This is a genomic window from Pseudoflavonifractor sp. An176, from assembly GCF_002160435.1.
GTDB classification, from domain to species: Bacteria; Bacillota; Clostridia; order Oscillospirales; family Oscillospiraceae; genus Enterenecus; species Enterenecus faecium.
In genome coordinates this window covers 112743-135428 of sequence record NZ_NFKO01000001.1, presented here as the reverse complement: position 1 = coordinate 135428, position 22686 = coordinate 112743, and the positions used below count along the sequence as shown (strand labels likewise).

General features: G+C 56.2%; 32 protein-coding genes. 20 read left to right on the top strand and 12 right to left on the bottom strand.

The features are described from left to right. The first annotated feature begins 9 nt into the window (after window positions 1-9). Together B5F12_RS00680 and B5F12_RS00675 are read left to right on the top strand one after the other, a co-directional pair. Window positions 10-249 (top strand): DUF3343 domain-containing protein, encoded by a 240-nt coding sequence (locus B5F12_RS00680; protein WP_343286303.1) that lies wholly within the window; start codon window positions 10-12, stop codon window positions 247-249. Window positions 250-260: 11 nt separating this feature from the next. Continuing rightward, complete coding sequence (locus B5F12_RS00675; RefSeq protein ID WP_158096714.1) at window positions 261-1253, top strand: XdhC/CoxI family protein; 993 nt, start codon at window positions 261-263, stop codon at window positions 1251-1253. Between the two features lie 40 nt (window positions 1254-1293). On the opposite strand, the gene yqeC is transcribed toward B5F12_RS00675, so the two are convergent. Continuing rightward, the gene (yqeC, locus tag B5F12_RS00670) at window positions 1294-1962 is read right to left on the bottom strand and encodes a selenium cofactor biosynthesis protein YqeC (RefSeq protein ID WP_087228736.1); all 669 of its coding nucleotides are present in this window, start codon (window positions 1960-1962) and stop codon (window positions 1294-1296) included. Window positions 1963-2271: 309 nt separating this feature from the next. On the opposite strand from yqeC, the gene B5F12_RS00665 reads away from it, so the two are divergent. The 7 genes from B5F12_RS00665 to yaaA all read left to right on the top strand — a co-directional run bounded on the left by B5F12_RS00665 (window position 2272) and on the right by yaaA (window position 7723). Continuing rightward, the gene (locus B5F12_RS00665) at window positions 2272-2907 is read left to right on the top strand and encodes a helix-turn-helix domain-containing protein (RefSeq protein WP_143482292.1); all 636 of its coding nucleotides are present in this window, start codon (window positions 2272-2274) and stop codon (window positions 2905-2907) included. Next, window positions 2894-3787 carry a cache domain-containing protein gene (locus B5F12_RS11805; protein WP_158096713.1) on the top strand — a complete coding sequence of 298 codons (894 nt, stop codon included), beginning with the start codon at window positions 2894-2896 and terminating at the stop codon, window positions 3785-3787. Before B5F12_RS00665 ends, B5F12_RS11805 begins: the two co-directional genes overlap by 14 nt. A 147-nt stretch (window positions 3788-3934) precedes the next feature. Further along, the gene (locus B5F12_RS00655) at window positions 3935-4612 is read left to right on the top strand and encodes an ABC transporter ATP-binding protein (protein ID WP_087228730.1); all 678 of its coding nucleotides are present in this window, start codon (window positions 3935-3937) and stop codon (window positions 4610-4612) included. 79 nt (window positions 4613-4691) lie between these two features. After that, window positions 4692-5570, top strand: coding sequence for a hypothetical protein (locus tag B5F12_RS00650; protein WP_087228728.1), 879 nt, complete (start codon window positions 4692-4694; stop codon window positions 5568-5570). Window positions 5571-5716: 146 nt separating this feature from the next. Further along, window positions 5717-6463 (top strand): hypothetical protein, encoded by a 747-nt coding sequence (locus B5F12_RS00645; RefSeq protein WP_242954851.1) that lies wholly within the window; start codon window positions 5717-5719, stop codon window positions 6461-6463. 42 nt (window positions 6464-6505) lie between these two features. Continuing rightward, window positions 6506-6970, top strand: coding sequence for a thioredoxin-dependent thiol peroxidase (bcp, locus tag B5F12_RS00640; RefSeq protein WP_087228726.1), 465 nt, complete (start codon window positions 6506-6508; stop codon window positions 6968-6970). Window positions 6971-6976: 6 nt separating this feature from the next. After that, window positions 6977-7723 (top strand): peroxide stress protein YaaA, encoded by a 747-nt coding sequence (gene yaaA / locus B5F12_RS00635; RefSeq protein WP_087228724.1) that lies wholly within the window; start codon window positions 6977-6979, stop codon window positions 7721-7723. Window positions 7724-7761: 38 nt separating this feature from the next. Here the strand turns inward: yaaA and B5F12_RS00630 are convergent, their stop codons facing one another. Then, window positions 7762-8985: a HipA domain-containing protein gene (locus tag B5F12_RS00630; protein WP_242954850.1), complete on the bottom strand. Its 1224-nt coding sequence runs from the start codon at window positions 8983-8985 to the stop codon at window positions 7762-7764. A 170-nt stretch (window positions 8986-9155) separates the two neighbouring features. On the opposite strand from B5F12_RS00630, the gene B5F12_RS00625 reads away from it, so the two are divergent. The 5 genes from B5F12_RS00625 to B5F12_RS00605 all read left to right on the top strand — a co-directional run bounded on the left by B5F12_RS00625 (window position 9156) and on the right by B5F12_RS00605 (window position 13875). Next, window positions 9156-10193, top strand: a complete 1038-nt coding sequence (locus tag B5F12_RS00625; protein ID WP_087228720.1) for an alcohol dehydrogenase — start codon at window positions 9156-9158, stop codon at window positions 10191-10193. Window positions 10194-10308: 115 nt separating this feature from the next. Next, on the top strand, window positions 10309-10656 hold the full coding sequence (locus tag B5F12_RS00620) for a PadR family transcriptional regulator (protein WP_087228718.1): 348 nt from the start codon (window positions 10309-10311) through the stop codon (window positions 10654-10656). Then, window positions 10643-11992, top strand: a complete 1350-nt coding sequence (locus B5F12_RS00615; protein ID WP_087228716.1) for a permease prefix domain 1-containing protein — start codon at window positions 10643-10645, stop codon at window positions 11990-11992. The genes B5F12_RS00620 and B5F12_RS00615 overlap by 14 nt, the downstream gene beginning before the upstream one ends. 100 nt (window positions 11993-12092) lie before the next feature. Then, on the top strand, window positions 12093-13067 hold the full coding sequence (locus B5F12_RS00610; RefSeq protein ID WP_087228714.1) for an O-acetyl-ADP-ribose deacetylase: 975 nt from the start codon (window positions 12093-12095) through the stop codon (window positions 13065-13067). A gap of 151 nt (window positions 13068-13218) precedes the next feature. Then, the gene (locus B5F12_RS00605; protein ID WP_087228712.1) at window positions 13219-13875 is read left to right on the top strand and encodes a VWA domain-containing protein; all 657 of its coding nucleotides are present in this window, start codon (window positions 13219-13221) and stop codon (window positions 13873-13875) included. Window positions 13876-13879: 4 nt separating this feature from the next. On the opposite strand, the gene B5F12_RS00600 is transcribed toward B5F12_RS00605, so the two are convergent. The 7 genes from B5F12_RS00600 to B5F12_RS00570 form a co-directional block, all read right to left on the bottom strand. Then, the gene (locus B5F12_RS00600) at window positions 13880-14329 is read right to left on the bottom strand and encodes a helix-turn-helix transcriptional regulator (RefSeq protein ID WP_087228710.1); all 450 of its coding nucleotides are present in this window, start codon (window positions 14327-14329) and stop codon (window positions 13880-13882) included. Between the two features lie 63 nt (window positions 14330-14392). After that, window positions 14393-14647, bottom strand: coding sequence for a helix-turn-helix transcriptional regulator (locus B5F12_RS00595; protein WP_087228708.1), 255 nt, complete (start codon window positions 14645-14647; stop codon window positions 14393-14395). A gap of 61 nt (window positions 14648-14708) precedes the next feature. Then, window positions 14709-15167, bottom strand: a complete 459-nt coding sequence (locus B5F12_RS00590; protein ID WP_087228706.1) for a metallophosphoesterase family protein — start codon at window positions 15165-15167, stop codon at window positions 14709-14711. Further along, a complete protein-coding gene (locus B5F12_RS00585; RefSeq protein WP_242954849.1) occupies window positions 15164-15670 on the bottom strand; it encodes a flavodoxin family protein in 507 nt (168 codons plus the stop codon). Before B5F12_RS00585 ends, B5F12_RS00590 begins: the two co-directional genes overlap by 4 nt. Window positions 15671-15682: 12 nt before the next feature. Next, window positions 15683-15997: a TIGR04076 family protein gene (locus tag B5F12_RS00580; protein WP_087228704.1), complete on the bottom strand. Its 315-nt coding sequence runs from the start codon at window positions 15995-15997 to the stop codon at window positions 15683-15685. Next, the gene (locus B5F12_RS00575; protein WP_087228702.1) at window positions 15994-16404 is read right to left on the bottom strand and encodes a peptide deformylase; all 411 of its coding nucleotides are present in this window, start codon (window positions 16402-16404) and stop codon (window positions 15994-15996) included. The genes B5F12_RS00580 and B5F12_RS00575 overlap by 4 nt, the downstream gene beginning before the upstream one ends. 16 nt (window positions 16405-16420) lie before the next feature. Continuing rightward, on the bottom strand, window positions 16421-17152 hold the full coding sequence (locus B5F12_RS00570) for a hypothetical protein (protein WP_087228700.1): 732 nt from the start codon (window positions 17150-17152) through the stop codon (window positions 16421-16423). A 249-nt stretch (window positions 17153-17401) separates the two neighbouring features. On the opposite strand from B5F12_RS00570, the gene B5F12_RS00565 reads away from it, so the two are divergent. Next, window positions 17402-18265 (top strand): LysR family transcriptional regulator, encoded by an 864-nt coding sequence (locus B5F12_RS00565; RefSeq protein ID WP_087228698.1) that lies wholly within the window; start codon window positions 17402-17404, stop codon window positions 18263-18265. A gap of 22 nt (window positions 18266-18287) precedes the next feature. Here the strand turns inward: B5F12_RS00565 and B5F12_RS11795 are convergent, their stop codons facing one another. The 3 genes from B5F12_RS11795 to B5F12_RS00555 form a co-directional block, all read right to left on the bottom strand. Beyond that, complete coding sequence (locus tag B5F12_RS11795; protein ID WP_158096586.1) at window positions 18288-18458, bottom strand: hypothetical protein; 171 nt, start codon at window positions 18456-18458, stop codon at window positions 18288-18290. A gap of 265 nt (window positions 18459-18723) precedes the next feature. Continuing rightward, window positions 18724-19251: an XRE family transcriptional regulator gene (locus tag B5F12_RS00560; protein WP_087228696.1), complete on the bottom strand. Its 528-nt coding sequence runs from the start codon at window positions 19249-19251 to the stop codon at window positions 18724-18726. A gap of 72 nt (window positions 19252-19323) precedes the next feature. Further along, window positions 19324-19869, bottom strand: coding sequence for a GDSL-type esterase/lipase family protein (locus B5F12_RS00555; RefSeq protein WP_087228694.1), 546 nt, complete (start codon window positions 19867-19869; stop codon window positions 19324-19326). 169 nt (window positions 19870-20038) lie between these two features. Between B5F12_RS00555 and B5F12_RS00550 the strand changes: the two genes are divergently transcribed. The 5 genes from B5F12_RS00550 (at window position 20039) to B5F12_RS00535 (ending at window position 22680) form a co-directional block, all read left to right on the top strand. Then, window positions 20039-20473 carry a hypothetical protein gene (locus tag B5F12_RS00550; protein ID WP_087228692.1) on the top strand — a complete coding sequence of 145 codons (435 nt, stop codon included), beginning with the start codon at window positions 20039-20041 and terminating at the stop codon, window positions 20471-20473. Between the two features lie 69 nt (window positions 20474-20542). After that, entirely contained in the window at window positions 20543-20962 is a 420-nt protein-coding gene (locus tag B5F12_RS00545; protein ID WP_087228690.1) for a GNAT family N-acetyltransferase, read from the top strand. A 177-nt stretch (window positions 20963-21139) separates the two neighbouring features. After that, entirely contained in the window at window positions 21140-21268 is a 129-nt protein-coding gene (locus tag B5F12_RS12235) for a hypothetical protein (protein ID WP_275532681.1), read from the top strand. A 140-nt stretch (window positions 21269-21408) separates the two neighbouring features. Next, the gene (locus B5F12_RS00540; RefSeq protein ID WP_143482291.1) at window positions 21409-21981 is read left to right on the top strand and encodes a hypothetical protein; all 573 of its coding nucleotides are present in this window, start codon (window positions 21409-21411) and stop codon (window positions 21979-21981) included. 33 nt (window positions 21982-22014) lie between these two features. Further along, window positions 22015-22680 carry an ABC transporter ATP-binding protein gene (locus tag B5F12_RS00535; RefSeq protein ID WP_087228686.1) on the top strand — a complete coding sequence of 222 codons (666 nt, stop codon included), beginning with the start codon at window positions 22015-22017 and terminating at the stop codon, window positions 22678-22680. The last annotated feature ends 6 nt before the right edge of the window (window positions 22681-22686 follow it).

Here is a 22686-nt window from a genome sequence, read left to right as displayed (position 1 = left end):
GAGAAACCCATGTTGAGAAAACCTCAGCTCCGCCTGGTCATCACCTTCCATACCACGGCGGAGGCATTGAAAACCGAAAAGCTGGCCCGGGAGCAGGGCCTGGAGGGACGGCTGATCCCGGTGCCCCAGGTCCTCAGCGCTGGGTGTGGGCTGGCGTGGAGCGCCCCACCGGAGACCCAGGCGGCCATGGAGACTGTGCTGGAGCGGGGGAGCATCCACCCCCAGCAGATCATTCAACTGACCATTTAGGAGGGATGCAGGTGGACAACGGGTATCGAGCATTGGCCCAGGCCCTGGACGAGAAGGGCTTGGTGTGGCGGGTTACCGCTCTGGAGGGGGAGAACCTGGGCCAAGCGGTGCAGTTGGAGCAGCGCCCTGCCTGGCTGGGCCACGGCTTTCAGCCCCCTTGTCAGACCACCGATGAGGGGGGGCGGGCGGTGCTGGTGGAGTGCCTGCGCCGGGAAAAGACCCTGCTCATCTGCGGCGGCGGCCATGTGTCGGTGCCCGTGGCCCGGCTGGGAGTGATGCTGGGCTACCAGGTGACGGTGGTGGACGACCGGGAGGAGTTTGCCCAGCCCCAGCGGTTTGAGCCGGGGGTGGACACCGTGTGCGCCCCCTTTGAGGAATACCTGTCCCACACCTTCCCCTGGGAGGAGCATCCCGACCTGTCCGTGGTCATCGTCACCCGGGGCCACGGAGGAGATGCCGCGTGTCTGCGCCAGGCGGTGAAACACCCCTTGACCTACCTGGGCATGATCGGCAGCAGGCGGAAAAATCAGGCCATCTTCCAGCTGCTCCAGGGGGAGGGGGTGGCCCCCCAGGCGTTGGAGCGGGTCCACGCCCCCATCGGGCTGGACATTGGGGCCCAGACCCCCGAGGAGATTGCCGTGTCCATCGCTGCGGAGTGGATTGCCACCCGCCAGTGTGGCCAGGGCTCTGTCTTCCCCAGGGAGCTCCGGGAGGCGCTGCGGTCCGGGGCTGGGGGCGTCATGGTCACGGTGGTGAAAAAATCCGGCTCTGCCCCTCGGGGTGTGGGGACCCGGATGTTGATTCATCCTGACGGCACCACCGTGGGAACCATTGGCGGCGGTCTGGCGGAATACCAGGCGGTATGCCAGGGGCGGGACTTACTGGACCACCCCCGCCCCATGTTGGTCTCCTATGATATGCGCTCTGGGGAAGCGGGGCGCTCCGGCATGATCTGCGGCGGCACCATTGAGGTGCTGTTTGAAGAGGTGCCCAGCCAAGTATAAATGGAAAATGCCTGTTCGGCTTCGGCCGGACAGGCATTTTTTATGGGCAAATGGTGCAGGAAATCCCACGGGCGGAGAGAACCTCCTTCACTTGGGCGGCCACCTCTTGGCGGCGAGGGGTGTCGGCATGGGTGAGCAGAACATGGTACTTATCAAGGGGCAGCCCTGCGGCATCCATGGTGTCTTGCATGCAATAGAGAACATCGGAGGTGTCCACGGTGTGTTGGGGATGTTCCGCCCAGTCCGGGCAGAGCTGGTAGCAGTGGACGCACTCGGCCACCGGGCGGTCCACAGCGGACAGCCCCGCCACCACCAGACACAGGTCGGTATTGGGCAAGATCACCGGTTCAAAGGAGCGGTGCAGCTTCAAGGGCAGCATTTTGGCCCCGTCTGCCTCGTACAACACCAACTGGGCTTTCTCACAGCCCACTTCCAGAAGTTCTGGGGATAGGGCCTGCAACTTGCCTTCCTGAGAGGTACATCCGGCACAGGTGACCCCTGGTTGGGCCAATGCCTCGGCCAACTCCTGGGGTGAGGGGTCTATGAGAAGTCGATCACATACCGTGTCCGGGTAGGGGCGAATGCGGGTGGTGGTGGTCAGCAGCACCCGCTGCTGGCGGTGGGCCACAGCCAACCGCCCCAGGGCAGTGGTCTTTCCTCCCGCTCCGATGGCGGCCACAGAATGCATGGTCTCCAGAGAAATTGGCACGGTATATCCCTCCTGTTCCTGCCTGTGATATCCAATTTATCAAAGCATAGTTGGCCGGAAATTGCAAGAGGGATTGAGGGGAAAAGTACCATTGACCCGTAATAGGAGAAAATAAACGCCTGTATGGGAGAAACAGGACATAAATGGGCTTATATGGTTGAGAAATGGATGGTGGATGGGTAAGGTGCACAAAAATCGAAAATGAGATTGAAAGAAAGTGGGTAATGTGCTTTAATTTAGTAAAATATCAATGGAGGAACAGTGGAGCGGCCCACGGGCCGGACATAGGAAGAGGAGGAGTTTACCGTGGTGTGGCAAGATAGAGACAAGGGTGAGAGTGGTGTGCAGTTTCCGTACCGCTACCGGGTCATGCTGGTGGACGACGAGGAGGAAGTGCGGGAAGGCGTGCGGGAGAAAGTGGAGTGGAACCGCTGTGGCTTTGAGCTGGTGGCCGAGGCGTCCAACGGCCAGGAGGCCTGGGAGACCGCCAAAACCGTGGCGCCCGACGTGGTGATCACCGACATACGCATGCCCTTTATGAGCGGGCTGGAGCTGTGCCAGCAGATCAGCCGCTCCATTGCACAAAAGCGCAACAACGCCACCCAGCTGGTGGCGGAGGAGGCCAAGACTTACATTCAGAAGCACTACAGCAACCCGGCCCTGTCCCTGGAGTCGGTGTGCACCCATCTGCATTTGAGTGTCAGCCACTTTTCCACCCTGTTCAAGCAGGAGACGGGGTGCGGGTTTGTCAACTACCTTACCCAAGTACGACTGACTCAGGCGGCGTGGCTGCTGGACAACACGGACAGCCCGGTGGGGGAGATCGCTCAACAGGTGGGGTACAGTGAACCAGCCTATTTCAGCTACGTATTTAAAAAGCGGTACGGGGTCTCCCCCATGAAGTACCGCTATATGAAGGAGAAGAGTGAAGATGGGGAGGGTTAAGCAGGTACTGACCCACTGGCTGGAGGGGTTTCGCAGCAAGAACATCCAGTATACCATCGCTCTGGCCTTTACCGGCATCACCCTGGTGGCTATGACACTGGTGGGGATTGTGCTGTACACCGGCTTTTTCTCCTCCGCGGAGACCATGATGAAGGAGAACAACACCCGGCTGGTGGAACAGATTGGACTGAACCTGGACATGTACCTGAAAAACATGATGCGGGTGTCCGAGACGGCCTACTACCGGGTGATCAAAAAACATGACCTGGCGGTGGATGACATTGGGGAGCAGATCGAGCTGCTGTACGACGCCAACAAGGACCTGCTGGTGAGCATTGTCATTCTGGACCCGGAGGGCAACGTGCTGACCAGTGCCCCGGCAGCCAAGGAGAAGGAGGCCCAGACGGCAAAAGATCAGGCGTGGTTCCGGGAGGCCCTGGACAAGATCGAGAACTTTCACTTCTCTCTGCCCCATGTGCAGAACCTGTTTGACGACCCGGACTGCCGCTACCGCTGGGTGGTGTCCCTGTCCCGGGCGGTGGAGCTGACGGAGAATGGACAGCTTGGCCTTTGTGGGAGAGAAGGACGGCAACTACTTTGGAAAGGTGAGCGGGCAGGACTCGGTGATCACCGTCAAGACGGTGGGATACACCGGGTGGAAGATTGTCCGGGTGGCCCCCGTGGGTATCTACTCCGACGACGTGCTCTTTATCCAGCTGGCGGGCCTCATTGGTGTAGTATGTCTGGCCATCCTCATCATCCTGGTCAACCAGTCGGTGTCTTCCCAGATTGCCCGCCCAGTGGAGGAGCTGCAAAAGTCGGTGGAGAAGCTGGAAAACGGAGACCTGGATGCAGAGATCGCCATCGGCGGCTCCTATGAGATTCAACGGCTGGGCAGGACGGTACAGTCCATGGCCCAGGAGATGAAAAAACTCATGGCGGATAAGGTGCGGTATAAAAACAAGTTCACCGTCACCCTTGACACCGACCCGGAGGTACTGGAGCTGTCCATGGTGACGGCGCTCGGATGGAATACTTCTATCAGGAACGGGAGGAGAAGCCGGACGAAGGGACAATGCAGCCCCTGGAGATATTGGCGCTGCACAACGTGGGCTTCTCCTATGCGGCGGAACACATGCCCGTTCTCTCCCAGGTGAATTGGACTCTGTCCACCGGGGACAGGGTCCAGCTGATAGGGGAAAACGGGTGCGGAAAGTCCACCCTGGTGTCCCTTCTGGGCGGCATCTATCCGCCAGATCAGGGAGAAATTTTGGACGAGAGGGGAGCGGTGGTATCGCTCCAGCGGCTGCGCCGCAGTGTGGCCCTACAAGAACAGGACAGCGTCATCTTCACGGGGACCGTGTGGGACAATCTGTTCTTACCAGAGCACAAGCGGGAAGCTGCTGCCCGGCTCTTGGCAGACCTGGCCTTTGCCAAGCCTTTGGAATATGCCATTGCGGGAGATGGAAAGAATCTGTCCCCCGGGGAGCGGAAGAAAATTTTGCTCACCCGGGCGCTGCTGAAAGAGGCCCCCTTTCTCCTCCTGGACGAGCCGCTGAACCACCTGGACTCAGTGGCCCGGGAGGCGCTGGCGGTCAGACTGGAGGAGCGGCGGGGAGGCCTCTTACTGATCTCCCATGACCCGTGGTTGCCGGAGCGTCTGGGTCTGGAAAAACGCTGGATTTCTGCGAAATCTTCTTGCTGAACCCATGCCACTCTGATACACTGAACTTGAACCCATAAGGCCTCGGATGGGGAGAGAATACAGGAATGGAGATGGTAGTATGAAGGTCATTCCACGTAAGCTTGCGGCCCTATGTCCCCTGCTTCTCTTGCTCTTGCTTACCCCCAAGGCCCATGCCAACATGGCTGCGCCTGCCAATCCAGATGTGGGGACCGCTATCACGTTCGAGAAAAATCAGGAGCTTGCAGTGACCTCGGAGGTGCTGGATATCACCGTGAAGGGGGCCAAGGCGGATATCGTGGCCACCTATACCATGGAGAACACCACGGATCAGCAGGTTGTCACCCCTTCCATGTTCCTCTCGCCCAATGTGGAGGCGGGGAATGTCACCGTCCTGGTGAATGGGCAGGAGGTACCGGTTGTGGTGGAGAGCTATACCCTGGGGGATGTCACCCAGATCGACACCCAGGACTGGCAGTACGTGGTGCTGGACGGGGAAGCCGCCGATGTGGGCCAGGGACAGACCGTGGACACCATCCTTTTTGCCTTGGAGTTTGAACCCCGCCAGCAGTATGACGTTGTGGTCTCCTACACCTACCGACTGGGAGGATATCCAGACTATGACTACAATGTCAAGCGGGGCACCTTGGAGTATTACCTGCGGCCTGCGGCCCTGTGGAAGGATTTTTCCAACCTGACCATCAACCTCCACCTGGACGAGGACATGCCAGTGCTCCAGGACAGCAACCTGGAGTTTGAAAAGGTGGCGCCCCGTACCTATCAGTACGTCTCGGACACTTTGCCAGAGGAAAATCTGCGTATTGAGGTGGACCAGTCCTGGTGGCAGGAACTGGTGGGCTTCTTCCAAAACCCATACTTGGCCGTGTATGCCATGTATTTTGTCCCGGTGATTGTGGTCATCGTGGCCTGCGTGGGGGGCGTGATTTGGATGGTGCGGCGGAAAAGACAAGCGAAGTGATACAAAAGGCGGCAGCCGAACATTTCAGTTCATCTGCTGCCTTTTGTCAAGCGTTGAGGGGAAGAAAGTTTTTCTTGACAAATTTGAAAAATGATGTATTCTGATATGATTTTCAGAGTTGCGTCTCACAGAGAGGAGAGTAGAGAATGTTTCATGAAGTGGAGGACAAGGCGTTTCTGAGCAGAATGAGATGCCATTGTGGAGAAATCATGCAGCAGCTGTGTCATGTCTTGAAAGAAAAGTATGACGTGGGGGCCCAATTCCGCCTGGTGGGTAGTGGTGCGAGAAATTTGATTTTGCAGAATGCCAATAAACCCATCGATCTGGACTACAATTTGTGGATTATGCGGGGCATGGAGAAAGCGGATGGGAGAGTCATCAAAGAAGCCGCGAGGAAAGCCCTGAACCTGGTGCTGCGTGAGTATGGATACGGGGAGTGTCAGGACTCCACCTCTGCACTGACCACTCCAAAGATACATTTTGGTCGGGGGAACCAAACAGAATTTTCTATAGATATCTGTATTGTCCGAGAGTGTAGAGATGGATATGAACGCCTGATTCATGAGAAAACGGGGTGGACATATTGGGATAGATACTATTGGAACGATGTTCCACATTCAGAGCGGTTATCGGAAAAAGTCAGCTTGGTTAAATCGCAGGGAAAGTGGGGCCAGGTGCGGGAGGAATATATCAAGCTCAAAAACCGGTATTTGTCCGACAACGACCACCACCCATCCTTCATCTGCTATAGCGAGGCCGTGAACAATGTCTACAATCAATTGACGAGTGTGGAACGTAGATTGGTGCCAGGCTTTCAACCAATGGTGTTTGTGTCGGGCAGCTTATCACAAAATGGCCAAGATGGGATTGTACACGGGAACTGCCTGTGGTAGGATGAAAGTCAGAAATCACCTCATGCAAAGGAGAGAATCGTCATGTTAGAAGTGGGAACCAAAGCCCCGGACTTTACCTTGAAAAATCAGGAGGGCCAAGAGGTCAGCCTGTCCCAGTTTGCAGGAAAGCGGGTGGTGCTGTATTTCTATCCCAGAGACAACACCCCGGGCTGCACCCGGCAGGCCTGCGGGTTTGCCCAGAACTATGAGGGCTTTACCCAGCGGGACGTGGTGGTCATCGGTGTCAGTAAGGACTCCGTGGCCTCCCACTTGAAATTTGTCCAGAAGTATGAGCTGCCTTTTGTGCTCCTCTCTGACCCCGACTTGGAGGCCATCCAGGCCTACGGTGTGTGGCAGGAGAAGAAGCTCTATGGCAAGGTGAGTATGGGAGTGGTGCGCACCACCTATGTCATCGACCCTCAGGGTGTCATTGAGAAGGTGATGCCCAAGGTGAAGCCGGACACCAACGCCGCCGAGATTTTGGCCTACCTGGACGGAGAGGTGTAACTGGCCATGCGAATCATCATTTCCCCGGCCAAGAAGATGCGGGAGGACACGGACAGTCTGGCCTGGCGCAACTTGCCTGCCCATCTGGAGCAGACTCAGCAGCTGTGCCAGGTGCTCCAGGGCATGTCCTACGACCAGCTGAAAAAGCTCTGGAAGTGCAACGACCAGATCGCCCAGCTGAATGTGGAACGGCTCAAAACCATGGACTTGCACCGCAACCTCACCCCAGCCATTCTCAGCTATGAGGGGATTCAGTATCGGTATATGGCCCCTGGCGTGTTCACCCAGGAGGAGCTGGAGTACGTGGAAGAGCATTTGCGTATCCTCTCCGGGTTTTACGGCCTGGTGCGCCCCTTTGACGGTGTGACGCCCTACCGCCTGGAGATGCAGGCCAAACTCCCGGTGAGCCAGGCCAAGGACCTGTACGCCTTCTGGGGCGACCATCTGGCCCGGGACCTGTGGGGAGAGACGGACTGCATCATCAATCTGGCTTCCAAGGAGTACAGCGTGTGCGTCTCCCGCTATGTGCCGCCCAACACCCGGTTTATCACCTGCGTGTTCGGAGAAGAGCAGGGGGGCAAAGTGGTGGAAAAGGGTACCATGTGCAAGATGGCCCGGGGAGAGATGGTGCGGTATATGGCCCAGCACCGGGTGGAGCGCCCGGAGGACCTCTGTGCCTTTGACCACTTGGACTACCGCGTTTCACCCCAGCACTCCCAGGAGAATTTATACGTCTTTTTGAGAAACACATAACAGAAGGGCCTCCCGCCGTGGGAGGCCCTTGTTCGTTGTTATTGGTAGCTCTGTGCCACGTTTTGCTCCACATCGTCGGTGGTGGAGGAGAGATCGCGGCTCTGTTGGGACTGTGTAGCCTGTTGAAGCCGCTGGACCCGCTGACGGACCGCCTGTGCGATGGCCTCGATGCGGTCAGCGCCCACGCAGCCTTGTGCCAGGGAGCCGGACAGGGTGTCCCGAACCAGCTCATCCAAGTCGGACAGCGCTTCAAAGTCCACCCAGTCCAGGGAGGACACCAGCTTCAGCTGCTGGTCGTGGTGGTTTTTGAAGGGCTTGCACACCACATCGTGGTCCATGGGAATCCGCTCTGCGGTCCGGTCGTAGCCCAGGGAGGTGCCGCTGTCAAAGATGGGGGCCATGCCCAGCCATTCCAGAGTTTCTGGGTTGCGCAGCAGGCCGAAGTTGTTTAGATGACGGTCCTCATTGGCCAGAAGATAGTCCACCACCAGCATCTGGTCCAGAGCGGGCACAATGTGGTCTACACCCAGAGCCTGACAGCAGGAGATGAAGTGCTGATACACCGACTGGCTGTTGCGCTTTTTCTGTGTCTGCATCACCTGCCAGGCGGTGACTAGTTCGGTGTCCGGGGTGACAAAATCGGTACACACCGAGTAGGGCTGGCCGTTGCTCCAGAGCAGACGGTACGGGACGTGGGGGATGTTCAGACGTTCCATAATACCCGTGGCGATGATCTCGTTGAAGGGCTGCTGCTGGAAGGGGGCGCTGCCGCCCTTGATGAGACAGCGGGCGCCGTCCACGATCTTCCAGCACTTTCTCAGATACCCATCGGTGGTATTGTCCGGGGAGCAGAAGTCAAACCCAGAGATGGGTTTGGGCTGGCCGAAGAGCACGCTGCCCACGTTGTCGGAGAAGGGATTGTCGTAGAAATTGATGGTATCCCAGATGACCCCAGCGTCCTGAGGGCAAATCCAATAGTGATCGGAGAGACTCAGCCCATAGCTGCGCAGGGGCAACAGCTGCGGGCTGGGCAATCCCAGCGCCTCCAGAGCCTCCCGTATCCCGATGCGGGTGGCGGGGATGCAGCGGCCTGTCCACCACTGGTTCAGGGCGGCCCGGTCCACCTCTCCACTGATGGCACAGGTGCCCACCGGGAGGTGTTCTGGTGTGTAGACGGTGCTGATATGTCGAATCGACCCGGTGGCCTCGTCCAGTTCCAACGCGGCCACTGCCAGCCGTTTGTGCATCAGGGTGCAAATCATGGGTAGTCCTCCCTTCATATTGAGTGTATTGTAACATATCCATAAAAACTCTGCAATAAAAAATCTGTTTCCGGTCAAAATGTAGAGAAAGGCTTGGGAGGTCCCTTGATTTCTGCCTTGGGATTGGGTAAAATAATAAAATGTAATACCCACAGAAAAGAGGAAGTGCCATGCTCGCCTATACCTATATCCAAAAGGGGAAATTTGAACTGCTGGACAAACCCAAACCGGTGCTGCTGGACGACCGGGACGCCATTGTGAAGGTGACCTTGGCCAGCATCTGCACCAGTGACCTGCACATCAAGCACGGCAGCGTGCCCCGTGCAGTACCCGGCATCACCGTGGGCCACGAGATGGTGGGGGTGGTGGAGCAGGTGGGCTCCGCGGTTACCACCGTAAAGCCCGGGGACCGGGTGACGGTGAATGTGGAGACCTTCTGCGGGGACTGCTTTTTCTGTCAGCACGGATGGGTCAACAACTGTACCGACCAAAACGGCGGCTGGGCCCTGGGGTGCCGCATTGACGGCGGACAGGCGGAGTATGTCCGGGTGCCCTATGCAGACCAGGGCCTGGACAAGATTCCAGACACCGTCACCGATTTGCAGGCGTTACTAGTGGGGGATGTGCTGGCCACGGGCTACTGGGCCGCACAGATTTCTGAAATCAAGGAAGAGGACACGGTGCTCATCTTGGGCGCTGGACCTACCGGCCTGTGCACCCTCCAGTGTGTGGCGCTGTACCACCCCAAACGTATTATCGTCTGTGACCTGGACGAGAGCCGCCTGGCCTTTGTCCGCCAACACCATCCTGGCGTGTTGACCACGACGCCCGGCGGGCTGAATGACTTTGTGGTGGCCCACAGCGACCACGGGGGCGCCGATGTGGTGCTGGAAGTGGCGGGGAGCGAGGAGACCTTCCGCATGGCCTGGGAGTGTGCCCGGCCCAACGCCATGGTCACTGTGGTGGCCCTCTATGACGGCCCCCAGACATTGCCCCTTCCTGATATGTACGGGAAGAATCTGACCTTCAAGACCGGCGGCGTGGACGGCTGCAACTGTCAGGAGACCTTGCAGCTTATTGAACAGGGGAAGTTGGACACCACGCCCCTGATTACCCATACTTATCCACTTTCTCAGATCGAGGAGGCCTATCAGCTGTTTGAGAATCGGCAGGACGGAGTCATCAAGGTTGCCATTGAGATGGCGTGAGCATTGCGGTTCCACCAAGGCGGGCGCATCCAGCGCCCGCCTCGATTTTGCTCTTGACATATATAGAGCGCCTATATATAATCTGGTATATAGATAACCTATATAGGAGGGGCTTATGGAACTGGACAAGAGCTTGGTCAGCGGCAGTATGGGACTGCTGGTGATGAAATTGCTGGAAGAAAAGGACATGTACGGCTATCAGATGATTGAAGAGCTGAAAAAACGCTCGGATGATACCTTTCATCTAAAAGCGGGCTCCCTGTATCCGCTGCTCCACGGCCTGGAGGAGAAGGGCTGTGTCTGTGCCTATGAGCAGGATGCGGTGGCGGGGAAGCCCAGGCGGTACTATCACTTGACGGAGCAGGGACACCGAACCCTGCAAGAAAAAGAGAAGTCCTGGAATCACTACGCCCGAGCGGTGAATCAGGTGCTGAAAGGGGGAGCTTGTTGTGTGGCAGGGTAAGACCATCGACGGCTATTTGGAGGCTGTGGCGGAACAAATCAAGTGGAAGCGAGCCCGGCCTGTGGTGACTCAGGAGCTGCGACAGCACCTGGAGGACCAGCGGGATGCCTTTGCCGCGGAAGGGCAGGAAAACCCGGAGCAGCTGGCAGTGGAGGAGATGGGGGACCCCGTGGCCATTGGGGCCCAGCTGGATGGACTCCACCGCCCCAGACCCCAGTGGGGGCTGCTGATGGGTACCATCTTGCTGGCCTTGCTGGGTACGGTTCTCCAGCTGTGGCTCACGGCCACATGGGAGAATCCAAATCTGGACCTCAACCCATTGAGAACAGCGGCGATATTCGTTTTGGGGTGTGGGGCCCTTTTGCTGGGCTACTTTTTGGACGATGCCCGGCTGGCTCGCCACGGCAGAATCATCTATGCAGGTGCCCTGGTGGCTGGTGTAGTGGCGGTGGCGCTGTCCCCACGAATCCATGGGGGTGCCATCTATGCCCGATATGTCACCTTGTGCTACCCCGTGGTGTATGCGCTGTGGGTGTATACCTGCCGTAAAAAGGGCTGGTGGGGGTTGGTGTTGGCCATAGGAGGCGGTGCCCCACTGGCGTGGATTTGCATGCGAGTCCCCCACATGCTTGGCTTGTTGCTCCTGCTGGTCAGTGGGTTTGCGCTTATGTTGGCGGCGGCTTGGAATGATTGGTTTGGAGTGGGCAAGCGGAAGGGCGTGTTGCTGGTAGCGACCTGTGGTGTGCTCTTTGCCGCCGTGGCGTGGATGGTCCTGTTTGGGTTCGGCTACGGTGTGCAGCGGCTGCAAGTGTTCCTTTACCCGGAGCAAGACCCCATGGGGATGGGGTACCAGGCTTGTACCATCCGAGACGTGTTGGGTGCGTCCCGGTGGCTGGGGGAGGGCACATGGAACAGCTCTCTGCCCTTTGAGAGGATGGTGCCGGGCTGTGAGGCGGACGCCTTTCTCACCACCATCATCTATCAACTGGGATGGGGGCCGTTTCTGGCCATTGTACTTCTCTTTGCAGGGCTGATGGCGTGGATTGGATGCCGCTGCCTCAAGCACAGAAGCCAGTTGGGAAAAGCGATGATGATGACAGTTCTGGTGGTTCTATGTGGTCAGGCCCTCTGTAGCGTGGCGTGGAACCTGGGGTATGCTCTGTATGCCTCCACCTTTCCGCTGATGGCAGGAAACTGGAACACGGTGGTCAACATGGGGCTCATTGGCGTGGCCCTGTCGGTGCTGCGAGGGGAGAGCATCGCCTGCGACTATGGCGGGGAGGAGAAGACTTGGCGGCCCCGGTATCGCCTGAACATTCATCTGGAAAAATGCTGAATGAGGAGGGGCTCTGCTTTGTGTGCAGAGCCTCTCTGTTTTCGTTGCCAGCGGGAAAGAAGCGTGGTATGATAAGCCCATCCAAGGAGGAGGTGGCCCTATGCCCCTACAGATGGTACGCAATGATATTACCACCATGAAGGTGGATGCCATTGTCAACGCCGCCAAGAACAGCTTGCTGGGCGGGGGCGGCGTGGACGGAGCCATCCACCGCGCCGCCGGACCGGAGCTGTTGGAGGAGTGCCGCACCCTGGGCGGCTGTCCCACCGGACAGGCTAAAATCACCAAGGGCTATCGCCTGCCTGCCCATTATGTGATTCACACCGTGGGGCCCATCTGGCGGGGCGGAAGCCACGGGGAGCGGGAACTGCTGATTTCCGCCTACCGTTCCTCTCTGGAACTGGCGATGGAGTATGGCTGCCAGACGGTGGCTTTCCCCCTCATTTCCTCCGGGGCATACGGCTACCCCAAAGACCAGGCCCTCAAAGTGGCGGTGGACACCATTGGGGACTTTTTACTCTGCCATGACATGACGGTCTGCCTGGTGATTTTTGACCGGGCGGCCTACACCATCGGCGGAAAGCTCTTTTCCAACATCGCCGCCTACATTGACGACCACTATGTGGACGAGCATACCCAGAGCCGCTGGGATATGTCCTTGGAAGCGGAACCCATGGAGGCCCAGCTGTGGTGTGCCTCGGCGCCCCTCAGTCTGGATGAGGCCCTGGGCCAGCTGGACGAGAGCTTTTCCCAGATGCTGCTGCGGAAAATCGACGAGCGGGGCATCACCGACGCCCAGTGCTATAAAAAGGCCAACATTGACCGCAAACTGTTCTCCAAGATTCGCTCGGATGTTCACTATAAGCCCTCCAAAACCACCGCCATGGCCTTTGCCATCGCCTTAGAGTTGCCTCTGGAGGAGGCGCAGGAACTGCTTCAAAAGGCGGGCTTTGCCTTTTCCCATGCCAGCAAGTTTGACATCATCGTGGAGTATTTCATTGCCCATCAAAACTACAATATCTTTGAAATCAATGAGGCGCTGTTCGCCTTCGATCAGAGCCTGTTGGGAGGCTGATACCATGCCTCGTGCCGAAGTGACACAGATGCCTTGTTCCAGACTGTTCCACCGTTGAGAATATAATTGTCGCTTTCCAGGCGACCACATAGAAGGAAAATTCCCCTATTCTGTGTTTGTAAAATCACAACACAGAATAGGGGAATTTTTTATGAAAAAGAATTTGACCGAGTTGGTATTCATTCTGGACCGCAGCGGCTCCATGCAGGGACTGGAGGGGGACACCATCGGCGGCTTCAATGCCATGCTGGAAAAGCAGAAGCTGGAGCCCGGCCAGGCGTTTGTCTCCACCATCCTCTTTGATGACCGCACCCAAGTGCTCCACGACCGGGTACAGGTGGGGGAGGTCCGGCCCATGACCCGCAAGGAATACTACGTCCGGGGGTGTACTGCCCTTCTGGACGCTGTGGGCGGAGCTATTCACCACATTGGAAACATCCACAAGTATGCCCGCCCAGAGGATGTGCCGGAACACACCCTTTTTGTCATCACCACCGATGGCATGGAGAACGCCAGCCGCCGCTATTCCGCCCAGCAGGTCAAACAGATGATTGAGCGGCAAAAGAAACAATACGGCTGGGAGTTTCTTTTTCTGGGGGCCAACATCGACGCCGTGGAGACAGCGGGGGAGCTGGGCATTGCCCCGGATCGAGCGGTAAACTACCACTGTGACAGCCAGGGTACTCAGCTCAACTACGAGACCATCAGTCAGGCGGTGAGTGCCGTCCGGTGCAGCGCTCCCTTAGATGCCCACTGGAAGGACGCCATTGAGACGGACTTCCATCGGCGGCAGGGTGGACATCGCTGAGGGGTTACATCTGTCCCTTCCAGACCCGGGCCAGAATGTCTTTGAGGACTAGTAGGGCATCGGTGTGGTTGTAGCCGTAGTCCACCCGCAGCTGGGTGAGCATCTCCCGCAGGGCAGGGGCGTAGTCGTTGATGCGTACCGTTTTGTGGTAGGTGGCCAACACCGGATATTTCTTGCTCCACACTTTGTTCCAGTCAATGCGGGCCTGGGCCTCGTCGCTGACGCTGTCAATCATCTGTTGGGCCTGCTGCTCGTCAAAGTCGTACTCAATGAGCTCGTCCAAAGTCATGTGGTAGAGCATGGCCAGTCCCTTGGACTGGCGAATGTCGGGCAGCGTCTCATTGGTCTCCCATTTGGAGATGGTCTGGCGGCTAACCCCCAGTTTTTCCGCTACATTTTCCTGAGTCAGCCCGCTCTTTTTCCGGGCGTGGTATAAACTGCTTCCCAAACTCATGGTGTATTCCTCCTGGTTTTCCGCGTTTTGTATGTCCAGTATACCGTCCTCACGAGAAAAAAGCTACCAAGGGAACCTGGAATGTTTGCCCGTTTTTCTGACAAAGGGTGTACCCTCTTCATCTGGGAGATATGCCACAATATCGTCCAGCGTGCAATCCAGCAGCTTGCAGAGCATATCTAGAGTGTGGGTGGACACAGAGTCCCCGGCTTTCATGCGGCGAATGGTGGAACTGCTGATGCCGCCCTTTACTTGCAGGGTGTAGGTGGTTGCACCTCGTTGCTTCATGGTGCGCCATAGAGGCTCATAAGAAATCAAAAATCTGCCCCCTTATTTGCTTGTCTTTTTAATTGCATGTGTGAAGACAAACTGTACTTGATTATGATTCCTCGTGAGAAATCTCAATTTTCTCCACTTGAATGTCTCCACCTTCGATCTCCGCCATCATCATGGTGATTTCCTGGTGGAAGCGCCGAGGACCGCAGGAGCCGGGGTTGAGCCAGAGAACGCTGCCCTTTTTCTCCTGCACATATTTATGGGAATGGCCGAATACCACCACATCCACCCCTGAGAGGTCCGCTGGGACCTCTTTTTTGTTGTGGACCAGGAAAAAGGTGACGCCCTCTAACGTGATGGTGAGGTCGTGGGGAATGTCTTCCGCCCACTCCTTGTCGTTGTTGCCCCGAACGATGTAGAGGGGGGCGTACTGTTGCAGCTGCTCCACAATGGCGGGTTTGTTGATGTCGCCGCCATGGAGGATGGCATCTGCGGTTTTCAGGTGCTCCTCCACTTGGGGCCGCAGCAGGCCGTGGGTGTCGGAGAGGATGGCGAGTTTCATACCGATTCACCTCGCTGATAGGTCTCTTGAATGGCTCGATAGAATTGGCGGGCGTGCTTTAAATCCTCGGTGTCCGGGTGTCCTTTGGCGATACCGCCCACCAGCTTGAAGGGGCCGAAGGTGTCATAGCCTTTACAGGAAAACTCGCCTAGAACTGGGCAGCCTTTCTCCTGGGCAATCTCCGCCACCGCTTTTGCGCCGGTGCCTTTCGCCCCGCCGTAGGTATAGACGAAGAAGACCGGCTTGCCCTGGGGCAGATACTGACGGGCAAACTCCACCACGGCCTTTTGAAATTCAAAACCGTAGATGCCGGAGGCGAAGCCCACACAGTCATACTCCTCCAGTCGGACGAGCTGGCGAGTAGTCACGTCGATGAGATCTACCTCGCCTTCCTCTGCCATGGCCTCCAATACCTTCAAGGTGTTTCCGTGGTGCCGGGAATAGTAGCAAATTGCAGTTTTCATCCATTGTTCGGTGGCCACGGTTCCTTCGTTTTCAAACATGGCGATTCCTCCTCACTCTGCGTCTTCGTCCAGGGCTTCCACCAGAAAACTCACCGGACGAAAGCCATCGTTGCAGGAGAGCATGGCGGACGTGGGATTTTTCATCCAGCCGTCATAGAAATTCTCTGCCCCATGGCTCAGGGCCAGAACAAAGGGGGAGAGAGTGTCCCAGGCGCTTTGGCAAAAGCCAACTGGTTTTTCCCAGCCGTTGGCGAGGAAGACCTGTCCTACTTCCATGTCACAGGCGTGGGAGATGGGATTCTCGTACTGGGCCATCAGGTCTGGATATTGGGTGATGCGCATGACGGTGATTTTACACTTTTTCATATGATAATACCCTCACAGTGGTCGATTTCGTGCTGGATGATTTGAGCGGTCCAGCCGGTGAAGGTTTTCAGCCGTTCCTGGAACTTCTCGTTTTGCCAGCGCACTTTGATGGAGTTCCACCGCTTGGCGGGGCGGGTCCCAGTGAGGGAGAGGCAGCCTTCCACGGCGTCATAGGGGCCGGACTTCTTGACGATCTCCGGGTTGAACATGACCGTGTAGGTGCCCTCGTTGTCAAAGGCAATGATGCGCTTGTTGACGCCGATCATATTGGCGGCCATGCCCACGCAGCCCTCTTTGTGGTGCTCCAGGGTCTCCAGCAGGTCGGCGGCCACGGACTGGTCTTCCGCTGTGGCGGGCTCTGCCTTCTGGGCCAGAAAGGTCTCATCTTTGCAGATATCTCGTATCATAGTTGGTTCACTCCCTTCATTTCTCCCAGCTCAGGACAGCGTGGAGGGTGGCCTCGGTGGCCGCTGGGAAATTCCTCTGCACCTGCTGATAAACCAGTAGCCTGGACTGGGTGGGCTCCTGGTGGTAGGCGGAGGAGATATGCTCATAGCCCCAGAGAGCCTCCGGTGTGGTGTAGACCGAGACAGGCCATCCATAGGGCTGGCCCTTTTTGTTCAGGCGACGACGAAAATCCCGAATCAGCAGATACCCGTACATCTGAAGATCGGTGACTGTGCCCTCGAAGTTCTTCTCGCCACCTTTGCCGAATCCAGCCAGGCGTTTGAGTTCAAAGGAGAACAGCTCCTCCTGGGTGGCAAACTGGTCCATGATGCGCTTCTGGCGCAGACTGGCCAGTTCCTCGTCCCACCGGCTGTCAAAGTCGTAGCCGTCCCGCCGCCAGTTGGCGAAGTGGGGGAACCAGGCCTTAGAGATGAACCCGGCCTTTTTGCCGAAGAATTTGCCGTAGGCCACACGGCCACTGCGGGCAATGAACTTCCGCCACTCCCAGGGGTCTTGCTCCGGGTCACCGCTCCACCAGTAGAGGTTGGAGGTGTGCTCTTCCACCGAGAACCCGTCGATTTCATTTTTAAATAGGGGGAGAAAACCCACCTCGTCCACCCAGTCTATGAGCTCTTGCCAGCTGCAGATGCGGTAGGGGTTGTCCCAATCCAGTCCCCGCATGATCCATTCCCCATTCTCCAAGGCCATGGCAGATACCTCCTTTTGTCCTCGTTCTCACGGCCATTATAGCATACAGAAGGTGAAAATGCTATGAAGCTGCGTTCCGTTCTTGGGAAAAGAGAAACATGGTGCCCCCCGGGGTTCGGAGATCACCATGTTTCGCCTTTTAGAGAAATGTAAAATACTCATTTCCTATGTACAGCTATTCCATGCAAGCATGTTTGCCTTGTGAGCTGGGTACGGACGTGGTAGGATGGAGAAAAAGGAGGGAGAATGATGGAACTTCGGGTTCTGAGATATTTTCTGGCGGTGGCCCGGGAGGAAAACATCACCAAGGCGGCCGCGCTGCTCCACCTGACCCAGCCCACCCTCTCCCGGCAGCTGATGCAGCTGGAGGAGGAGCTGGGGGTACAGCTGTTTTATCGCAGTCGCTATCATATTGTCTTGACGGATGAGGGAATGCTTCTGCGCCGACGGGCCCAGGAACTGGTGGATTTGGCGGATAAAACGGTCCGCGAATTTTCTTCCCGGGAGACGGAACTGATGGGGGAGATTGCCATCGGAGCGGGAGAGACCCGGAACATGTCTTTTTTGTCCCAGGCCATTGTCACCTTTCGGGAGCGCTACCCAAAAGTGAGCTTTCGAATTTTCAGCGCTAACGCAGATGATGTGAAGGAACGGCTGGACATGGGACTATTGGACATGGGGCTGCTGACAGAGCCGGTGGATGTGGGAAAGTATGCCTTTTGCCGCATGGAGGAGAAAGACCGTTGGGGGGTATTGGTACGGGAGGATTCCCCATTGGCAGCGCTGGAGGCAGTTACCCCCGAAGATTTGAAAGGGGTTCCTCTGCTGATCAGCGGACGGGAAACAGTGCAGCGGGAATTGGCCAGCTGGTTTGGGGAGCACTGGGACAAATTGCAGATTGCAGCTACCTTCAACTTGGTCATCAATGCGGCCAATATGGTGCGCTGTGGCGTGGGGACGGCACTGTGTTTTGACTTGAATATGGCCTTTGATGGTCTGCGGTTTCTCCCTCTGTCACCGGAAATAGAGACAGGGACAGTGCTGGTCTGGAAAAAAGATCAGGCGCTGACCCCAGCGGTGGAGGCCTTCCATCAGCACATCAAAAATGTTTAAGAAGCAGCAACTCCAATGACCATCATTGGATGCGAAAACCATTGGAAGTCTTTCCAAAAACATATTCCATTTTTTTCTCATAGGTAGGGAATTCCAGTCGCTCATATCCGGCCTCTTCGTGGAAGGATATGACGTGGTTTGACCAGTGAATCCAGAGTAGTTGTGTGTTTTTCGTGCCTATGCCGTCGTCCATACGGTTGTTCATCCTACTTTCTATGTTTTGTGGGAGTTGCAAAAAGGGCCTCACAATTCTGTGAGGCCCTCAGGGTGAAAATATGAGAGAATGGTGCATGGGAGCCGGTGTAACAACCGGCTCCCATGCACGTATAGAGGGGGGACATCTCAGAATGTGCGATCTCCGGTTACGGAGATATTCTACCATTCGGGTGAAGCGGATACCATGACAGATACCGCAAATTAAAGCGGTCTATTTCCCCTGTGATAGAAAATTTGCCCGGTTAATTCTTTGACTTGTCCAGCCGCTCCTTGCACATGTGGTATTGTTGGGCGTCAATGGCGCCAGTGGCCAGCATCTGCTCTGCCCAGAGCTGGAGGGTTTCAACCGTGATAGAAATGCGCTCCAATTCCTGTTGGATGAAGATGAAATCGGTCAGCTCGTCGTCGCTGATCATACCGTCTGCGGTGATCTCAATCAGACGGTCCTTCCGCTTATTCATGGAGTTGAGAGAGGCCAGCATCTCCAAAACGATCTGGGATAGCTCCTTAACCTTTACTTCTGGCACATATTGCTGCCCGATGGGGCACTGATTGGCACAGTAATAGTTGCAGAGGTTGGGCTGCTTGTACTGCCTGGCCATAATCAGCACTTCATCCGGATGGGGGTAACAGCGCTCGTTTTCAATCCGCTCAATGCGTTCCGGTGCAATGGACTCCAGCAATTCGCTTGCCGCTTCTCGGGTGAGATGCAGTGCCTCCCGGGTCTTGTGGTAAATATTTTTATTCTCTTTTGTGGATACTCTCGCCATGATTGTAATCCCACCTTTATGATGTGTCTTATGGCCATTATACGGTGTTTTGAAGAGAAAGACAATTCCTTTTCAGAAAGGGAGCGTTGAAAGTACGTTCAAAAGTCCAGCGGCAAAGGCTCTGTGGCCTTCCTGGGTAAAATGAACGCCGTCATAAGCCAGGGGAATGTTCCAGTCTCCAGCGTTGGCAAAGTGGATACCAAGTCGCTGGGCCAGTGCGGCACAGTTTTGGGCAAAGGTACGGGAGTGGTCAATGAGTCGCTGGTTTGGCACCCATTCCCCCAGGGCCATGGGCGGCGGGGCGATGAGCAATATCTGTTCAGAAAAAAGCGGCATTTTATGAAGAAAACGTTCCAGGTTTTCCGCTGCCATCTCTGGGCTGAGGCCCTGAAGCAGGTCGTTGGTGCCCAGCATGAGAATCAGTAGATCGGTGTCAGACGGAAGGGCAGGGAGAGCCGTGGGAATCTCTCGGCCATTTTGCCCCATGTTGTATACAGTCCAGCCGGTTTCCGCAGCCAGAATATCCACCCAGCGGTGATCTGGGTCATACCGTCCACCCAGAAAGGAGCGGGGGTCATAGCCGTAGGTATTGGAGTCGCCAAAGCAGGTGACGTTCATGGTCTTCCTCCTTGTATCCATACAGGATTGATTGTCCTTTATTATATAGGTACCTGGGAAGAGCGGCAAGAGAAGACAGCTGCTTTTCTTTCCTGTTGCTATGTGCTATATTGAAAATGATAGAAATAATTTGCATCACGGTAAGCAGCGCAAATCCAGGAGGTGACTTATGAGTCAATACAGAGGAGAGATACTGGGCTCTGAGGTCGTGATAGATTTGGAGCGCACCAAAGAGTGGTACAGCCAGTCGGAAGAGTGGCCGTGTACATGTGGTCATTGCCGCAATTTTTTGGCGTTGGCAAAACAGAGGCTTCTTCTGCCTTCGATGATGGAACTGCTGGACAAATTCTCCATTGTGCCGGAGAAGGCCACCTATGTGTGTGAACTGGACCACAATGAGAAGGGCCATTTGTATGAGATTAGTTATCGCGTTGCTGGTCAAATGCTTGAAAAGGAACGGGAAGATCTTGAGGAATATTCCTGGGGAGGGGGCGGGTGTGGCCACAACCCGTACCCATATGGCGCTCCGGGATTTCCAGAGCCCCATTTTGATCTGGAGTTTTTCGTGACGTTGCCGTGGGTATTGGACGAACCGGATGAATAAATGGAGGGTGTGAAATGAGATTGCGCTGAACAGGTAACATCCAAAAACGAAAAACTGGAGGTTACTGACATGGAAATCAGAGAATACCGAACTTACAACGAACAGGAAATTTTGCCCCTGTATACCAGCGTAGGCTGGACGGCCTACACCGATGCCCCGGACACATTGCGGCAGGGATTTGAACACTCTCTTTTGACCCTTGCGGCATATGAAAATGGGCAGCTTGTGGGGCTGATTCGTACTGTGGGGGACGGATATACCATCGTGTTTGTACAGGATATTCTGGTGTTCCCGGAGTATCAGAGAAGAGGAATTGGAACGGCGCTACTGCAAGCGGTGTTGGACCGATTCAGCTATGTGCGGCAGATGGAACTGGCCACAGATGATACGCCCAAAACCATTGCCTTTTATAAATCCTTGGGCTTTTCCCCTATGTCTGAGATAGGATGCTGTGGATTTATGCGATTGTTGCCATGTGGAACAGAGTGAAACCACAAAAAATGAAATCTGATAATTCCGGTTTGACAAAACAGGGGGGACTGGGTATGATAAATCCCAGTGTACCGATGGTAAATCAAGGAGTTAGGGACAGCTCACAGCTGATGGCTGACGACTATGCCAGACCAGAGGGACAAAATATTTTGATTGAGTAAGGAGCTAACACCTATGAAGAAGCTGTTTATGGAGCCCGAAGTGAAGATCACCAAGTTTGAGGACGAGGATCTGATGCGTACATCTGGAGTGATTGTTGACCCTAATCCGGATGTGCCTGGTGGGGAGACTGACTTCGAGTGAGAAGGATGACAAGAAAAAAGCTTGGCGTGGTGTTGGGGATGTTAACGTTTGTTCTATGCCTGACGGCCTGCACAAGCCCCCAGCCCCAAGAGCAAACAACTAGCCCTGAGGTAGTCCAGACCCAGGCGGTCAGCCACAACATGGATACTGTGCGCAGCCTGAGTGACCGCTGTATTGTGCTAGACGGCGGACGGGTGGTGTACGACGGCGACGTGGAACAGGGGATTGACCACTATATGATGCAGCGCCTGACGGTACAAGACAGCTATGATTTCACCGATGTGCCCCGGAAGGGAACGGCGCAGCTGGTGCGGATGCAGCGGGCGCGGGTGAGCCAGAAGGACCATTGGCTCAACCTACAGTTGGATTTGAGCAGCAAAGAGTCGAGAAAAGGGCTGCATCTTCGGCTGACCGTGGCCAATGCCCGGGGAACACCGGTGGCCACGGCGGTATCTCAGCCGTTTGCCAGTGATGGAACGGCGGAACAGAGGCTCACCCTGACGCTGGACACGGATGCCCTGGTGTCTGGCACATACAGCGCTGATCTGGCGGTGGTGGAGCCTGTGGGAGACAAGCAGCAGCGCCATGATTTTCTGGAACACGCCATTGCATTTACCCTGGAGAAAGAGGAACTACCCTATCGGGTGCAGTGGCCTCAGCAGACCTGGGGCAGTGTGCGCCTTCCGGTTATGAGAGTGGAGCATGGAGCGTAAGCTCTGTGTATAGAGAGAAAAGGGGGAATTGTTGTGCATGCACTGAGCATTCAACATGTCAACTACACGTATCAGACGCAGTATCAGAAGGTAGAGGCCCTGCGGGATATCTCGGCGGACTTTGACGCCGGGAAGGTGTATGCCATCGTGGGCAAGTCGGGCAGTGGTAAAACCACCCTGCTCTCTCTGATGGCCGGGTTGGATTTGCCCACCCAGGGAGAGGTGCTCTGCCACGATGTGGCCACCAGTCAGATGCAGTTGGAGATGTACCGCCGGGAGAAGGTGGCGGTGATCTACCAAAATTTCCGGCTGTTTCCGCTGCTCACCGTGGCGGAAAACGTGATGTACCCCATGGAGCTGCGGGGGATGAGCCCCAAAGAGGCGCTGGAAAAGGCGAAAGCCTTGATTGAGCGAGTGGGACTGCCTGCCACGGTATTGGACCGCTATCCCACCATGCTGTCCGGCGGCGAGCAGCAGCGGGTGGCCATTGCCCGTGCCCTGGGGATGGAGACAAAGATCATGCTGGCCGATGAGCCCACCGGAAACCTGGATACGGCAAACGGTGAGAACATTTTCTCCATTCTGCAATCGCTCGCCCATGAAGATGGATATTGTGTCATCATTGTCACCCATGATCGCACCTTGGCCCAGAAGGCTGACGACGTCCTGGAGTTGCGGGACGGTCAGGTGGTGGGCTGAAGGAGG

What these genes read in the sequence shown, in the direction of transcription:
- B5F12_RS00680 (WP_343286303.1), top strand. Translation starts at nt 10, where the DNA reads ATGTTGAGAAAACCTCAGCTCCGCCTGGTCATCACCTTCCATACCACG.
- B5F12_RS11805 (WP_158096713.1), top strand. Translation starts at nt 2,894, where the DNA reads ATGGGGAGGGTTAAGCAGGTACTGACCCACTGGCTGGAGGGGTTTCGC.
- B5F12_RS00655 (WP_087228730.1), top strand. Translation starts at nt 3,935, where the DNA reads ATGGAATACTTCTATCAGGAACGGGAGGAGAAGCCGGACGAAGGGACA.
- B5F12_RS00650 (WP_087228728.1), top strand. Translation starts at nt 4,692, where the DNA reads ATGAAGGTCATTCCACGTAAGCTTGCGGCCCTATGTCCCCTGCTTCTC.
- B5F12_RS00645 (WP_242954851.1), top strand. Translation starts at nt 5,717, where the DNA reads ATGTTTCATGAAGTGGAGGACAAGGCGTTTCTGAGCAGAATGAGATGC.
- bcp (WP_087228726.1), top strand. Translation starts at nt 6,506, where the DNA reads ATGTTAGAAGTGGGAACCAAAGCCCCGGACTTTACCTTGAAAAATCAG.
- yaaA (WP_087228724.1), top strand. Translation starts at nt 6,977, where the DNA reads ATGCGAATCATCATTTCCCCGGCCAAGAAGATGCGGGAGGACACGGAC.
- B5F12_RS00630 (WP_242954850.1), bottom strand. Translation starts at nt 8,985, where the DNA reads ATGATTTGCACCCTGATGCACAAACGGCTGGCAGTGGCCGCGTTGGAA.
- B5F12_RS00625 (WP_087228720.1), top strand. Translation starts at nt 9,156, where the DNA reads ATGCTCGCCTATACCTATATCCAAAAGGGGAAATTTGAACTGCTGGAC.
- B5F12_RS00620 (WP_087228718.1), top strand. Translation starts at nt 10,309, where the DNA reads ATGGAACTGGACAAGAGCTTGGTCAGCGGCAGTATGGGACTGCTGGTG.
- B5F12_RS00610 (WP_087228714.1), top strand. Translation starts at nt 12,093, where the DNA reads ATGCCCCTACAGATGGTACGCAATGATATTACCACCATGAAGGTGGAT.
- B5F12_RS00605 (WP_087228712.1), top strand. Translation starts at nt 13,219, where the DNA reads ATGAAAAAGAATTTGACCGAGTTGGTATTCATTCTGGACCGCAGCGGC.
- B5F12_RS00600 (WP_087228710.1), bottom strand. Translation starts at nt 14,329, where the DNA reads ATGAGTTTGGGAAGCAGTTTATACCACGCCCGGAAAAAGAGCGGGCTG.
- B5F12_RS00590 (WP_087228706.1), bottom strand. Translation starts at nt 15,167, where the DNA reads ATGAAACTCGCCATCCTCTCCGACACCCACGGCCTGCTGCGGCCCCAA.
- B5F12_RS00585 (WP_242954849.1), bottom strand. Translation starts at nt 15,670, where the DNA reads ATGTTTGAAAACGAAGGAACCGTGGCCACCGAACAATGGATGAAAACT.
- B5F12_RS00580 (WP_087228704.1), bottom strand. Translation starts at nt 15,997, where the DNA reads ATGAAAAAGTGTAAAATCACCGTCATGCGCATCACCCAATATCCAGAC.
- B5F12_RS00575 (WP_087228702.1), bottom strand. Translation starts at nt 16,404, where the DNA reads ATGATACGAGATATCTGCAAAGATGAGACCTTTCTGGCCCAGAAGGCA.
- B5F12_RS00570 (WP_087228700.1), bottom strand. Translation starts at nt 17,152, where the DNA reads ATGGCCTTGGAGAATGGGGAATGGATCATGCGGGGACTGGATTGGGAC.
- B5F12_RS00565 (WP_087228698.1), top strand. Translation starts at nt 17,402, where the DNA reads ATGGAACTTCGGGTTCTGAGATATTTTCTGGCGGTGGCCCGGGAGGAA.
- B5F12_RS11795 (WP_158096586.1), bottom strand. Translation starts at nt 18,458, where the DNA reads ATGGACGACGGCATAGGCACGAAAAACACACAACTACTCTGGATTCAC.
- B5F12_RS00560 (WP_087228696.1), bottom strand. Translation starts at nt 19,251, where the DNA reads ATGGCGAGAGTATCCACAAAAGAGAATAAAAATATTTACCACAAGACC.
- B5F12_RS00555 (WP_087228694.1), bottom strand. Translation starts at nt 19,869, where the DNA reads ATGAACGTCACCTGCTTTGGCGACTCCAATACCTACGGCTATGACCCC.
- B5F12_RS00550 (WP_087228692.1), top strand. Translation starts at nt 20,039, where the DNA reads ATGAGTCAATACAGAGGAGAGATACTGGGCTCTGAGGTCGTGATAGAT.
- B5F12_RS00545 (WP_087228690.1), top strand. Translation starts at nt 20,543, where the DNA reads ATGGAAATCAGAGAATACCGAACTTACAACGAACAGGAAATTTTGCCC.
- B5F12_RS12235 (WP_275532681.1), top strand. Translation starts at nt 21,140, where the DNA reads ATGAAGAAGCTGTTTATGGAGCCCGAAGTGAAGATCACCAAGTTTGAG.
- B5F12_RS00540 (WP_143482291.1), top strand. Translation starts at nt 21,409, where the DNA reads ATGGATACTGTGCGCAGCCTGAGTGACCGCTGTATTGTGCTAGACGGC.